Raw genomic sequence first — 12,564 nt, 5'->3', positions numbered from 1 at the left:
CTTCAACCAGGCGGTGAATCGATAATAGGGCGTTAAGGGAGAATTGTCCCCTTATTTCCCATCCTTCCCTTTGTCACCTTTACCTTTGTGTTCTTTATCATTTTCGTTTTCATCATCATCATTATCTTTTTTCGATTCTTCTTTTGCTTTTTCAGCAGCTTTTTTCGCTTCCTCATTAGCCTTTTCTTGAGCCTTTTTAGCTTGTTCTTGTGCTTTTTTGGCTACTTCTGCTGCTTTTTTAGCTTCTTCATTAGCCTTTTCTTGAGCTTTCTTGGCTTGTTCTTGTGCTTGTTTTGCTACTTCAGTCGCTTTTGTTTTAGCAGCATTTGCAGTAGCTAATCCACTATTTGTCTGTGCTGCCGTTTTTGCATTTGTGCTTGCTGGAACAACTGCTGCATCAGTTAGGCTTTCTTCTTCATCGATTTCGGCTTCACTTTCTGTTTCCGTTCCAGGAGATTCAGATTCAGTAGCTCCTTCTTCAGTAGATTCTGGTTCAGTAGATTCGGATTCTTCGACCTTTGAATCTTCTTCATCTTCCGATTTTGCAGCAAGTTTTTCTTTTTTACTGGATAACGATCCTAGTTTTTTCTCTAGTTTTTTTACAGCCTTTTCATTACCACTTTCACGAGCAGCTACAAGAGATTCCTCTAAGGAAGTAATCTTCTTTGAAACAGCTAATTCTTTCACCTGACTAATAGTGATTTCCAGTTCTTTCATGACTTCTCCGATTTCTTTGTCACTTAAGAGCGCTGTAATTTCTTCAATTGATTTTCCACTTAGTTCTGATAAACTAATAATTTTTGCTATTTCTCCATATCCGAATTCCTGTTCACGAAGCGTTTTTACTACTTCAACATCGAACCCCATTACAACATTTGCAACAAGGTAAGCTTCATCTATCTTTTTTTCTAATTCCTCTGTTTGTTCTTCGTCAAGCTCATCCGCCACTTCATCATCGATTTCGGTAACTTCTTCTAATTGGCTGCTTAATTCCTCTTTTGTAGCCTCATCAATTTGTTCATCTTCAACAACTTCTGAAACAGCTTCCTGTGCATCTTCTAAAAGACTTGCATACATTTCAATCGCTTCGCTGACAAATTCCGATTTTTCTTCTTCACTCATTAATTCAGCTTCAGCTAATCGTTCTTGTGCAAATTGTAATAATAGAGCTGCTTCTTCTTCTGAATCAAAGGTAAACGCCAGTTTTAGATCCTCATAAAAATGATCAAGTGTATAAAGAAATTGATCAGGTGTTGTACCAGCAGTGTCTGAAGCCTCTGTGTTTGCACTAGCAGACGTTCCTAGTGCCAAGCTTACAGCCAATGTGGTTGTGAAAATAATTTTTTTCATTCGTAAATCTCCTCCAAAACGTTAAATGTTAACGATTAAAATCCGTAGGAGACAAAAGGAGTCCGTACAATCTTCGGTAACTGGCTGGCATGGCTTTTTAGCCGAAGCCCCTCTAGTTTTGCGCCACTGGGTTTCCCCAGGTTTGCCCTTTCGGATTTCAAAAGTCAAATCTATTATACTTTTTGCCCTATTAATTGAATAGAGTAAAAAATACCCTTTTAATCTAGCAGACAAAAAGCAGCCCCCTTTATAAAAGAGAACTGCCATGAGTAGGAAAAGTTTTGAAACTTACTTCCGACTGAAAGTATGTGGTCTTTTATCTCCTATATACATAATAAAAGCCAAACCATATTTGTTTGGCTTTCAACAAATGAAGGATGGGATAGACCCTCCTACTTCTTCTCCAGCGTCACATCATTCTCTTCACAAAGCTTTTCCACATCCTGCTGATACTTCCGCATCGCCTTTCTTGCCTCTGCAAGCATCTCGTTGGCTTCAGTAATCTGCGCTAAATCTTGATTTTCGATAGCCTCTAATATCAGCACAAAGGCAGAGTGCTGGAGATTAGCAGCCGCAATATAATCCTCGTGCAATGCTGATAGTTCATCTGAATCAATCTTTACACTCTCAAGGTCATCAATGAAATCCGTATACTGTGGAATGACTTCATCCTTTAATACAGCATAGGTAGTCGGATCATCTGTGTAGTTCGCACCGGTCACACTGTCATAAGCACTCAAGACCGCCTCTTCCTTTTCCCCTAACTTAGGCATCTCATCATTGATATAAGAGACAAGTTCCTCTTGAAGATCTGTCGTACCGCACCCAGTCAAAAGCAGCAACAACGCACTAATGATCATGAAAGATTTCTTCATTCGCTCCCTCCTAACCTTTACCATGTTATTAAGGCAGCGGATTGTACTATTACATTTATCTCAATGGCTGCAAGCCCTTGTTTTATCCTTGTAAATTTTAAAAAATGCTCTATTAAAAATACCTATTGATTTCCGCTCCAGTCGTTTGCTTTTTCGATTAGAGCAAAAAAACCTATAGATTACCACAAATCCTTCCAGTGGGAGTGGCGGACACTTCTTTTCGAACATCCACCTTTTCAGTTGCGAAAGCTGAAATTCCAATTGACTAAAGGAATCGTGAAATCCTTGTTCTTCTTGATCAAACGTACACTTTTTGGCAATATTTTCGATTTTTAGGATGACTGCGAAATTAGATTACCTTTATGATTTAAGACTGTTCGAAAAATCGTCTCACAATGGGTGTAAAAAGTAATATTTAGTATCTATTTTCTTCATTTAATTTAGATGGTAGGTTGTTGAAGAATTTCTTTTTGTGTAACTGTATGGTTTATTTGTGTAACTGTACACTTTATTTGTGTAGGATTGCCTTTTATTTGTGTGAACCCCAGTTTCTTTTGTGAATGCCCCTATCAGACAAAAAATCCCAAAAGCCAATATAATATGTTTTAGAAAAAACACCACAGTATCAAGGACAAATTTTAGACATTCTTATTTTTAAATAAAAATGGACCAAACAAATCCATTGTTTGGCCCACTTAAATATAAATTGTGCTAGTCAGCACTATAACAGTTCTTTCAATTGCTCTCTAATATAATCAGGTCCTTCGATATGTATTTGATCAAAGTCGCCGACCCATAAACGCAAGATTCCCAACTTATCTAGACCTTTACTTATCTTCCTAACTCTCTCTGTTAATCTAGATATTTCCGGATTAGCCATAACAAAGATAGTTTTATGGTTGGTAGAGATTGTTTGTTGAAATCTCATAATCTGAGTAACTTGCTCCGATAATTGAATATCTAGTTGAGCACTATCGAAAACGATATCAGTTCCTCTGTTCTTATATGCTTGGTTCCCTCTTGATTCAACAATCAGTTCAATATCACTTTTTCTTGCTCTGATGTCTACTTCGGAATGAGCAGTGCCACGTACTACTGTAAATCCACATTTCGTTAAAATTGCTTCAATAACTTCATTAACGTCATCTGGATTCATAATGATTTTATCTGGATTTTTCATTAAAGATATTTTAGTAGGCATTTCAAAACCACCTTTACAAGATTCAATCCTTCTTACATTAATCAGTAGCAACGAGATTTCTGCCATTCAAGTAATTTTTTGTAATAGCCTGCCAAAGAGTCAACCCTGAATCATAATCCATCGGAATCATGGTTCGACCAAAGACAACACTATAACCCACTACTTTATTAATCTCAGCTGCTGAAATAGGCTCTTGTAATCTTTCAAAACGGTTTAAGTACATATAGTTTTGTTCGTCTACATGTAAACCATCTCGATTTATATAATTTCCTTGTTCACAAACTCCAGTCGCAATACCTCTTGCAATGATCCCATTCCCATTGCTATAAAGGAACACTAAATCATTTGGTTGTATATGATTAATTTTTTCTTTCCAAGGAGAAAAATAAGCAGCACATTTTTCATTAACCAACATGTCTTGCTCATCTTCTGGCCAATTCGTCTTATTCGTATTAATAATATAAGCTTTTCTCAAAATCCTCACCCCAACATTTTCTATTTAATTCCATTTTAATCCATAAGAGGAATAACTACTATTAAAAACCACGCTAAGTTCTTATCCAAAAGGATTTCTTAAGATCATTAGCGAATATGGAAATATGTAGAAACTAAAAGAATATAAATCTAAAAAGATTAATAATTGAAAAGAGGTAAAGAAATGGACTCAATTAACCTCACTATAAATATATTCAAAATCACTTCTGGAAAATGTGACTTTTTCACTTTTTGGGAAACCAATAGTAAACGGCTGGATCTCCCCTTTGAACCGTTCATATTAAAACCACCGCATTCCCTTTATCCATATCCTCACCATATGAGGAATGAACACCTATTTTTATGGAAGAAGCATTCGGATAAAATCACAAGTTTTTCTCCTGGATTAAAAGCACAGGCTTGGGAAAACTGCATGAAGCATGAAATATACAAAATCATTTCAAACCAACTGTTAGATAGAACTGTTGAACATAATGGCAAATTACTGAATATGAAAGTAGTTTGGACTGGTCCTGCGGTACCCGTAGCAGAGTTAGAATTCCATAGCTAAAATAAACGAAATTAAACTTAATGGCTTGTCATTCAAGATAGTTCTAAACCAACTTCCAATCTCATATTCTTGTAAAAAGAACTACCCTGCTATAAGGGACTGGAGGTATCTCATGTCTGATTTCAAAACACCACTGAACGGCCAATCCATGCAAGATGGCTTCGAAAAAGTGAAATTGACGGAAAAACAGAGATTGGAAGAATTAGACAAGAAACTGAAAGAAATCGTAAATAGGCTAAAAATCATAGAACAAAAGAATCAAGATAGAGATTGATTTCTCCTCAAATATTATCCCAGTATTTCAACTCATCGGTTCCCACAACAGGAACCGATGAGTTTTTGTTTGATTCGACAAACTTCGGGTAGTGACAGGCACCCTCTAGGTATCCTCTTCTACGATAACTTCTCCCCTCCTTCTACCATTCTTCCAAAACTGACAAAAACAGTCATTCCTACCCATTGTTCAACTTAAATTAACAGAATATTATGTATAGACTAACTATTTTATTTCTGGGGGGAACTCAATTGAAGAAACTATTAAAAACTGGGCTTACAAGTGCAGTGATCGCGGGAACGTTATTTTCTGGTTTTCCAGGTAACTTCTCTGTTCAAAACGGTGAACTACATAAGAACACTGCCGCAGCAGCCACTAATCATTATCACGGTTCACTAGATTTATCTATTGTGAACGAGGACAAATTGCTAGAGTCACTTATTGAAAGAGGGGCTATCTCAAAGGGAGCTTCTACTGTCGAGAAACAAAACGCTTTGAATGCTTATTTAGAAGTAAAGGGAACAGAAGATAAATCAGTAGAAAAGGATCCTTTGGCTGCGAAAGTAAAAGCGGCTGAGGCCGAAAAGCAACAAAAGTTCAAGGACTTTAACAACGGCCTTTTAAATGGAAAAGGTAACAAAAACGGCCACTTAAAAGGAAATCCGGATCCTGTTCAAGAAGGCACTTCACCAGGAGTTGTGAAGAAAGGAAAACTATTAACCTTAATGGTAGAGTTCTCTGACTTCGAACACAATAACCTCAAACCTGATGAAACGGATAACTATTATCCTGATTACAATCAAGAGCATTTCGAGGACATGATTTTCGGAGATAAAGGCGAGTATAAAGGCCCTAATGGTGAAGATCAGGTTTCTCAAAAGACCTATTATGAAGAGCAATCAGGTGGTACGTATACGATTGAAGGACAAGCTTATGGCTGGCTAAAAGTTCCTGGAACAGCGAAGTATTACGGAGCTGACAAGGCTTCTGGTGGACACGATAACGTCACACCGGGCGGCTCGAAACAATTAGTCGTCGATGTTTATGCTGCTGCTAAAGCTGCAGGAGTTCCGTTAGACCAATATGATTTAGAAGACTCTCACGATTTGGATGGAGACGGTAACGTTTGGGAGCCAGACGGCTTAGTCGATCACCTTCAAATCATCCATTCTGGTATGGGTCAAGAGGCTGGTGGCGGTTCACTAGGTGATGATGCGATTTGGTCTCACCGCTCTGCTAAATTTGTAGATCCAGACGGTCTTGGTAAAGGAGTACCTGGTTTCTATGATTACACAATGATGCCTGAAGACGGAGCAACTGGTGTATTCGCTCATGAATACGGCCATGACTTAGGTCTTCCGGATGAATACGACACTCAATACACTGGTACTGGCGAAGCAGTAGGTTACTGGTCCATCATGGCAAGCGGATCATGGGCTGGAAAAATTCCAGGAGCAGAGCCAACAGGTTTCTCACCTTGGGCAAAGCAATACTTCCAATCTACACTTGGTGGAAAATGGACAAACCCAACAGTGGTAAACTGGGATGAAGTTTCAACTAAAGGAACATCTTTCTTACTAGACCAAGCAAACTCACCTCTTGGTAAAAATAATCAAGCGGTTCGCGTCAACTTGCCTGGAAAGAAAACGTTTGTGAACAAACCAGCTTCTGGTAGCTATGAGTTCTGGGGCGGACAACAGGATGAAATTGATACAAACATGGTAACGGATGTAGATTTAACAGGTAAAAACTCGGCAACATTAACTTTTGATGCTTGGTATGACACTGAAGAACAGTGGGATTTCGCTTTCGCTCAAGTATCAACTGATGGTGGTGCAACTTGGAAATCACTAGGAAACGATAACACTCGTTCTGACGTCGTGGCAGAAGGTTATCCAACAATCTTAAATTCTATGCCTGGATTTACAGGTAAATCAGATGGTTGGGAACCACAGTCGTTCGATCTATCCCAGTATAAAGGTCAAAAGATTAAACTTCGCCTTCGCTATGCGACAGACTGGGGCACATCTCATGTAGGATTCTTCGCTGACAATCTAAAAGTAGTTGCAGATGGCGCTACATTGGTTGAAGACGGTGGCGAAGCTGCAACTACTCCGTTCAAACTAAACGGATTTACAAAAATGGACGGAAACAAATTAACAAATCATTACTACCTGCTTGAATGGCGTAACCATAAAGGTGTAGACCTTGGTCTTGCTAACATCAAACGTGGTGAATCCTTGATGAAATATGACGGCGGTTTGGTTGTATGGTATGTGGATGACAGCTTTACAGACAACTGGACTGGCGCTCACCCTGGTGATGGTTACCTAGGCGTGGTTGATGCTCATCTTGGACAAGATTTACTATGGAACACTGGTGCAGAAGCAAGCACGCGCTACCATATTGCTGATGCTGCATTTGGCTTAAACCCAACTTCAGGACTGAACCTGGACTATCCTGGCGTACAAACATTGACTTCATCTAGTCTACCAGCTGTATCACTATTCGATGACAGCAAGTCATACCTAAACACATTCATGCCTGACGCTGGCCGTAACATCGGTCACTTCGGATTAAAAGTTCGCGTAAACGGACAATCAACAGACAAATCAGTTGGATCCATCGTTATTTATAAATAACACCACCAGCCGATGATTCTACCCCAAAAACCAAGTGAAGCCCTTTTCACTTGGTTTTTTCTTGCTTCAACTTCAAAGATCGAGGACATGTGATGTCAGCCTTCAATCACCTAAAGCAAGACATTCACTCCTTCTATCGCCACATGTGGATCAGGCACCCACATACTATTTATTTTGATTTCTTAATGATTCCCGATCTAATGACTGGGGTGGTTTTTCAAACCATCCATGTTCAATTAGTATTTTTGCACCTTGTTCTGCATAAGCCCCTACCCTAAGAATGTACATTTCATACGCAACAGTTAAATCTTTCCTAAGTGAGGCAGCAATGGCAAGACCAAAATCTCCTATACCAATTGCACTTTGAGCATTTGTATGAAATAGCATTAATTTATCAGAAAATGGAGCATCTGTGCTCTCTGTTATGGTCGAATCCCAAGTGGATGGATACGCATTATCATCTTCTTTTAGTTTTATCATAAAGTCTTCTACTATCGACTTCCCTAACTCATATCCTTGTTTAAAGTAATCACTTAGTTTTTTTGATTGAGCAACTTGGCTAAATCCCAAAAGCATCGTTTTCCCAACATTTGTAACCTCGATATTTACGCCAACATGGGCAATTTCCATGGCAAGTAGAGCTCTTTTATGACCTAACATCCCTCCAAGGAATGATTTATCAGTAACAAACTCTATTTTTTCAGGATATGCCATATATGGTGCTCGAATGAAAACTCCTTTTTCTTGCATGAGCTCGACATTTTGATCATACAGTGCTTCTGTTTGTTCATAAAATTGTTTAAATAAACTACGAACATCTTTCCTAGCGGATACTGATTTAGCCAAACTATATGTATTTAGCCCTGTTCTCGCCATGTGATGAAGATATCTCATGTAGGTAACATCCGAAAAAAGTTTCTTTGCTTGAAGATTTACGTCTTGTTCACCGAAACCCATTGGCACTGGTACGCCTTCTTTAATAAACAATTCTTTGATTTGCTTAATATGTGAATAGGATGATTTAATTGCAAATTTCAAAACAGGTACGATGTCCTCATCTTCACACGTTTTCAAAAAATGACTCAGAACACAAACTCCCATCGTATCTCCAATGTATGTACTCCATAACATCGAAATCTCAGCAGAGGTTAATTTTGGACAATGCTCAACCAAATAAAATCATCTCCAAATTTATTGTTTTATGAACGATATCATTCCCTAAAATTGGAAAAAATATCCCCCAAAAACCAAAAACCACACACACTTAAACGCTATGTTGGCTTTCTTTTTTTTAAATTCTTATGAAGTACTTTTCCACCACTCCGTGATTGAGATTGGTTCTTCATCTTGTTTATCTGTTCAATGACCATCGTTCCAGGATAACCCTACTAACAAAGAACCCTATCCAATCCGCACACATGAAACTAAGTTTTTACACCCATTCATTACGTTAATCTAACTCCCTTTATTACTTAACAAGAACCCAGCAATAAAGTAATCTAAGCGTAAAATGGATTCCGGAGGCTTATATTCTATATGATTCTACAACTGTTGAAATTAATGAATTACAGTCCTCTGTTTGGACCATTTAGTAAAATTAAAGCACCTTGGAAAGAAGAAGATTAGGCTACTAATGAGAATAGAGATTTAATAAATTTTAACGATCCTAAAATAATGCCTAGTAAAAGAAATACACTCATTAAAAAAATTCTTCTCTTTGACTGCAAAGCAAATTCATTTGGTGTAATCTGTTTATTCATGAGATTTTTCGTATCTTTAAACAGAAAAAGAAATAGTTGATAAAAAGCAAATAAGATAAAAATAACACCTATTAATTTTAAATTAAACCATTCCATGCAAAACACCTCTTTAACAAATCTACCCCAATAATTACAAAAGGGAGGTGTGCGCATTGCACCCTCCCTATAAACGATATTTCACTTCAGCTCAGTCACCAATCTTAAAAGTACTAACAAGCCTTTGCAGACTTTCCGCCATTTCATTTAACGAGATAGTCGATGCTGCAATCTCCTGCATAGAAGCAACCTGTTCTTCTGTGGAAGCTAATACACTTTGTGTGGCATCGGCTGATCCAGATGCAACCTCAGAAATGCCGTCAATAGAGCGAACAACCTCGGTTGTTCCAACTGCAATCTGTTGAATAGCTCCGGAAACAAGCTCCAATTTTTCATTGACACCTTTGACAGCATCTTGTATTTGAATGAATGAGTCACCTGCACCTTCCATCATCGTGATACCATCCGCAACACCATTCTGGACAGTTCCCATGCTGTTGACAACCTCATCCGTTTCTTGCTGAATTTGCATGAGCAACGCACTGATTTGCTTTGTAGCATCCGCAGATTGTTCAGCAAGTTTTCGGACTTCATTGGCGACAACAGCGAATCCCTTACCATGCTCACCTGCTCTCGCTGCTTCGATAGCTGCATTCAAGGCGAGTAGGTTCGTCTGGGCCGCGATACCTGTAATGACATCACTAATTTTCCCAATTTCTTGTGAGCGTTGCCCAAGTCCTATCACCACGGCAGATAGTTCGTCAACATTTCGTTGAATAGAGTTCATTTGCTGTCCCGCCGTTTGAATAGACTGTGCCCCAAGATTGGCTTTTTCGAGTGATTCTACTACACTATCATTCACCAAATCTGTGCTGACAGCCACTTCTGATAGACTGGCTGACATGGCTTCGATAATGCCTGAAGTTTGCTTTACCCCATGAACCTGATTGTGCGTTCCTTCAGCAACCGCTTCCATTATTTCCGAAATATCCTCTGTCGCTTTCGTTGTCTGTTGAGAGCCTTGTGAAAGCTGGGCTGAATGGAAAGTTATCTCCTTCGTCGTTCCTTGTACTTCTTTCAGCACAGTCTTCCAAGTCGCTGCAGCATTCGTCAGACTGATTGCCAGTGGCTTCAACTGTCCCACACGATTTTCATCTAGTGATTTAGTCAAATCCCCTTGCTCAAGCGCGTCGATAAACGTCCTGATCGTAGCGATTGGTGCAACAAAACGCTTATAATTGATGATCGCTGATAATATCCCTACAATAGCACCAAGCACCATAGCCGCAATAGCCGTAATCCAAAAAGCATTTCCCTGCAGTGAATTTCCATACGATACACCAAGCCCAATCAAAAAAGCAGCTGGCACAACCACCAACAACGTTCGAAGCATATAGCTCATTAAACTCATAAAAGTAACCCCACTTAATCTCAAAATTTCTATGTCTATATGGAAAATTGTAACACCAATATACCCAATATTCAAACAATTTTCGACAGAAATATTTACAGAAAAGGGATTAGGTAACTCAATCTTTACTTAGTCCACTTGTGAAACTATTAAAGCCGCTAAGACCCATCTTATTTTGCACACAAAAATAAGGCGGATGGTTCTCTTCCACCAACCTAACCCCTTTCCCCCATCACCCAAGTAGGATCTTGTATCTTAATTCCACGCGAACATTGTCGAACCGTTTTGGGACTCAAAGACTTGAATAGTCTCTCTTCAAGTGTTATATTTTAATTATCAAAACCCATATAGACTCAAAGGACAGGAGAGTGTGTATAATGCCTCAAGTTTTTCAACTAAAAAATAGACCACATGGAATAAACCGGGGAAAGTTATTTCTTGATGAAAGTTTTGTTTGTATTGGCTGGCCAGGAATTGGTGACTTGTCCAACGCTGACCGAGATGAAATCCGTCGGAGACTTGAAGAAACCTATGGTTATTCAGGTCAACAATTAGGAGCTTATACCGGAGCTGTCAACGCTTTTGTTAATACTTTTCAAGAAGATGATGTGGTGTTGGTTCCTGATGGAGTCATAGTACATGTTGGTATTGCCGGACCTTATTATTATGATCCGGCCTACGATAACGAAGAGGGAATGTGTCATAGAAGGTATGTGCGTTGGACTGCTACCCTTGCCAAATCTAGCTTAAATCATAAAGTGCTTGAATTTGTTAGAAATCGCGGGATTATCACCAAATTCCCTGGGTCCTTTGAAGAAACCGAACTGGAGCCATTTCTCAGTGTGGATGAAGAGGATGAATGGAATCCATTTGCTTTGGTTGGACGTCCTAATCTTGGGACTGGAAAAGAAGAGTTATTCGATGATGAGACAATTAAACAGGCTCGATTGGTATTGGAAAATGCCCTGAATTCTACTGATCCAGAAATACAAATTAAAGCAGCCGGTGAAATTCTTAGATTATCCAAAGAGTAAGGTATCTTATATCTTTAGGGGGGAATATAATATGTTATTTTCTGTTAAAGGGCAACAAATAACAGAAGTAGCACACAAACGAGAATATCACCAAAGAATGAGGGGTCTTCCAAATGATGATCATAGAGCTATTGTTGACGAGTTAAATAGAGTTATTGAAAGCGGGAATGTTCATACTTCGAGTTGGATTCCGGGCCATGATTGGAGAGGCACTTTGTATGAACCAATCTGGCTCGCATGCAATAAAAATGATGAAGTTGCAGCTAAATTTTATGGTCAAATACTTTATAAAGTGATAATGGACCATCCACATAAATGGTGCTTTGGTGATTACTCCCATGCAAGAGGAAAAACATATTTTAGAATAAATTAAGATAAGAAGGGATTGGCTACTAAAATGGCTCAAATTAATTTTGTAAAAGAGTTCAGAAATGCAGATATTTACGAAATCCTTTCTCATGAAATCCGGATTCCTCACAAGGTTCAATATAGCTTTAGGACCACAAATAATAAAGATTATTCTCCAGAAGATGGGGATATGCTTTCGCATAAAACAATAACTATTAAAAATAAAATCTCAGGTGCTACCTCAACTAAAAGGTGCTATCAATACGAAGATACCCTTCTAGAAGAACTTCAAAGGGATTATAATGGATCCAAATCTCAATTTATCTGGAAATAAGAAAGTGACTTTAGATACACTTCTCTTTATTGACATCCAAATAAAAGCAATCATCTATACTTAAAAGCTTAAGAAAACACGATTTTCTTACTTTATTACTTGCGTAAAAATAACAATAGAAGCCACAGTTCACTTAGGACTATGGCTTCTATTGTTTATGATAGAGAATTCTCTCCAAAGAATTTAATTTAATTATTCTTCCCCTAATTTCACAGTAACTGTATACACCTATACCCTTTACTCCATCACCACAA

13 protein-coding genes and 1 riboswitch are annotated in these 12,564 nt (G+C 38.4%); of the genes, 6 read left to right on the top strand and 7 right to left on the bottom strand.

The genetic code is table 11. The features are described from left to right. Positions 1-51: 51 nt before the first annotated feature. The 4 genes from BMZ31_RS17380 to BMZ31_RS17365 all read right to left on the bottom strand — a co-directional run bounded on the left by BMZ31_RS17380 (position 52) and on the right by BMZ31_RS17365 (position 3,901). Entirely contained in the window at positions 52-1,350 is a 1,299-nt protein-coding gene (locus BMZ31_RS17380; protein ID WP_090833207.1) for a DUF5667 domain-containing protein, read from the bottom strand. A 72-nt stretch (positions 1,351-1,422) separates the two neighbouring features. After that, positions 1,423-1,507: riboswitch (cyclic di-GMP riboswitch) on the bottom strand. A 235-nt stretch (positions 1,508-1,742) separates the two neighbouring features. Further along, positions 1,743-2,225 (bottom strand): hypothetical protein, encoded by a 483-nt coding sequence (locus tag BMZ31_RS17375; protein ID WP_090833206.1) that lies wholly within the window; start codon positions 2,223-2,225, stop codon positions 1,743-1,745. 721 nt (positions 2,226-2,946) lie between these two features. Next, on the bottom strand, positions 2,947-3,426 hold the full coding sequence (locus BMZ31_RS17370; protein WP_090833205.1) for a hypothetical protein: 480 nt from the start codon (positions 3,424-3,426) through the stop codon (positions 2,947-2,949). A 37-nt stretch (positions 3,427-3,463) separates the two neighbouring features. Further along, the gene (locus BMZ31_RS17365) at positions 3,464-3,901 is read right to left on the bottom strand and encodes a hypothetical protein (protein ID WP_090833204.1); all 438 of its coding nucleotides are present in this window, start codon (positions 3,899-3,901) and stop codon (positions 3,464-3,466) included. 165 nt (positions 3,902-4,066) lie between these two features. Between BMZ31_RS17365 and BMZ31_RS17360 the strand changes: the two genes are divergently transcribed. The 3 genes from BMZ31_RS17360 (at position 4,067) to BMZ31_RS17355 (ending at position 7,387) form a co-directional block, all read left to right on the top strand. Then, complete coding sequence (locus BMZ31_RS17360; protein WP_139206626.1) at positions 4,067-4,471, top strand: hypothetical protein; 405 nt, start codon at positions 4,067-4,069, stop codon at positions 4,469-4,471. 112 nt (positions 4,472-4,583) lie between these two features. Then, the gene (locus tag BMZ31_RS20470) at positions 4,584-4,745 is read left to right on the top strand and encodes a hypothetical protein (protein WP_175478164.1); all 162 of its coding nucleotides are present in this window, start codon (positions 4,584-4,586) and stop codon (positions 4,743-4,745) included. 251 nt (positions 4,746-4,996) lie between these two features. Continuing rightward, positions 4,997-7,387, top strand: a complete 2,391-nt coding sequence (locus BMZ31_RS17355) for an immune inhibitor A domain-containing protein (RefSeq protein WP_090833202.1) — start codon at positions 4,997-4,999, stop codon at positions 7,385-7,387. Between the two features lie 165 nt (positions 7,388-7,552). Here the strand turns inward: BMZ31_RS17355 and BMZ31_RS17350 are convergent, their stop codons facing one another. The 3 genes from BMZ31_RS17350 to BMZ31_RS17340 all read right to left on the bottom strand — a co-directional run bounded on the left by BMZ31_RS17350 (position 7,553) and on the right by BMZ31_RS17340 (position 10,594). Beyond that, on the bottom strand, positions 7,553-8,560 hold the full coding sequence (locus BMZ31_RS17350; protein ID WP_254780722.1) for a DUF3231 family protein: 1,008 nt from the start codon (positions 8,558-8,560) through the stop codon (positions 7,553-7,555). A 449-nt stretch (positions 8,561-9,009) separates the two neighbouring features. Then, positions 9,010-9,243, bottom strand: a complete 234-nt coding sequence (locus BMZ31_RS17345; RefSeq protein WP_090833201.1) for a hypothetical protein — start codon at positions 9,241-9,243, stop codon at positions 9,010-9,012. A gap of 91 nt (positions 9,244-9,334) precedes the next feature. Then, positions 9,335-10,594 carry a methyl-accepting chemotaxis protein gene (locus BMZ31_RS17340; RefSeq protein ID WP_090833200.1) on the bottom strand — a complete coding sequence of 420 codons (1,260 nt, stop codon included), beginning with the start codon at positions 10,592-10,594 and terminating at the stop codon, positions 9,335-9,337. Positions 10,595-10,971: 377 nt separating this feature from the next. Here BMZ31_RS17340 and BMZ31_RS17335 point away from each other — a divergent pair, with 377 nt between their 5' ends. The 3 genes from BMZ31_RS17335 to BMZ31_RS17325 are packed head-to-tail and all read left to right on the top strand — an operon-like array spanning position 10,972 to position 12,310. After that, positions 10,972-11,628 carry a hypothetical protein gene (locus BMZ31_RS17335; protein ID WP_090833199.1) on the top strand — a complete coding sequence of 219 codons (657 nt, stop codon included), beginning with the start codon at positions 10,972-10,974 and terminating at the stop codon, positions 11,626-11,628. A gap of 31 nt (positions 11,629-11,659) precedes the next feature. Next, complete coding sequence (locus BMZ31_RS17330; RefSeq protein WP_090833198.1) at positions 11,660-12,001, top strand: hypothetical protein; 342 nt, start codon at positions 11,660-11,662, stop codon at positions 11,999-12,001. Positions 12,002-12,025: 24 nt separating this feature from the next. Further along, positions 12,026-12,310, top strand: a complete 285-nt coding sequence (locus BMZ31_RS17325; protein WP_090833197.1) for a hypothetical protein — start codon at positions 12,026-12,028, stop codon at positions 12,308-12,310. Positions 12,311-12,564: the final 254 nt, after the last annotated feature.

Origin of the sequence: Bacillus sp. cl95 (assembly GCF_900115925.1) — a bacterium.
Lineage (GTDB): Bacteria > Bacillota > Bacilli > Bacillales > Cytobacillaceae > Neobacillus_A.
The sequence above is the reverse complement of the archived record's forward strand: the minus strand, read 5'-3'. Positions and strand labels throughout refer to the sequence as shown.

Excerpts from the sequence above, each read along its gene's own strand:
- BMZ31_RS17380 (WP_090833207.1), bottom strand. The coding sequence starts at position 1,350 with ATGAAAAAAATTATTTTCACAACCACATTGGCTGTAAGCTTGGCACTA.
- BMZ31_RS17375 (WP_090833206.1), bottom strand. The coding sequence starts at position 2,225 with ATGAAGAAATCTTTCATGATCATTAGTGCGTTGTTGCTGCTTTTGACT.
- BMZ31_RS17370 (WP_090833205.1), bottom strand. The coding sequence starts at position 3,426 with ATGCCTACTAAAATATCTTTAATGAAAAATCCAGATAAAATCATTATG.
- BMZ31_RS20470 (WP_175478164.1), top strand. The coding sequence starts at position 4,584 with ATGTCTGATTTCAAAACACCACTGAACGGCCAATCCATGCAAGATGGC.
- BMZ31_RS17345 (WP_090833201.1), bottom strand. The coding sequence starts at position 9,243 with ATGGAATGGTTTAATTTAAAATTAATAGGTGTTATTTTTATCTTATTT.
- BMZ31_RS17340 (WP_090833200.1), bottom strand. The coding sequence starts at position 10,594 with ATGAGTTTAATGAGCTATATGCTTCGAACGTTGTTGGTGGTTGTGCCA.
- BMZ31_RS17335 (WP_090833199.1), top strand. The coding sequence starts at position 10,972 with ATGCCTCAAGTTTTTCAACTAAAAAATAGACCACATGGAATAAACCGG.
- BMZ31_RS17330 (WP_090833198.1), top strand. The coding sequence starts at position 11,660 with ATGTTATTTTCTGTTAAAGGGCAACAAATAACAGAAGTAGCACACAAA.
- BMZ31_RS17325 (WP_090833197.1), top strand. The coding sequence starts at position 12,026 with ATGGCTCAAATTAATTTTGTAAAAGAGTTCAGAAATGCAGATATTTAC.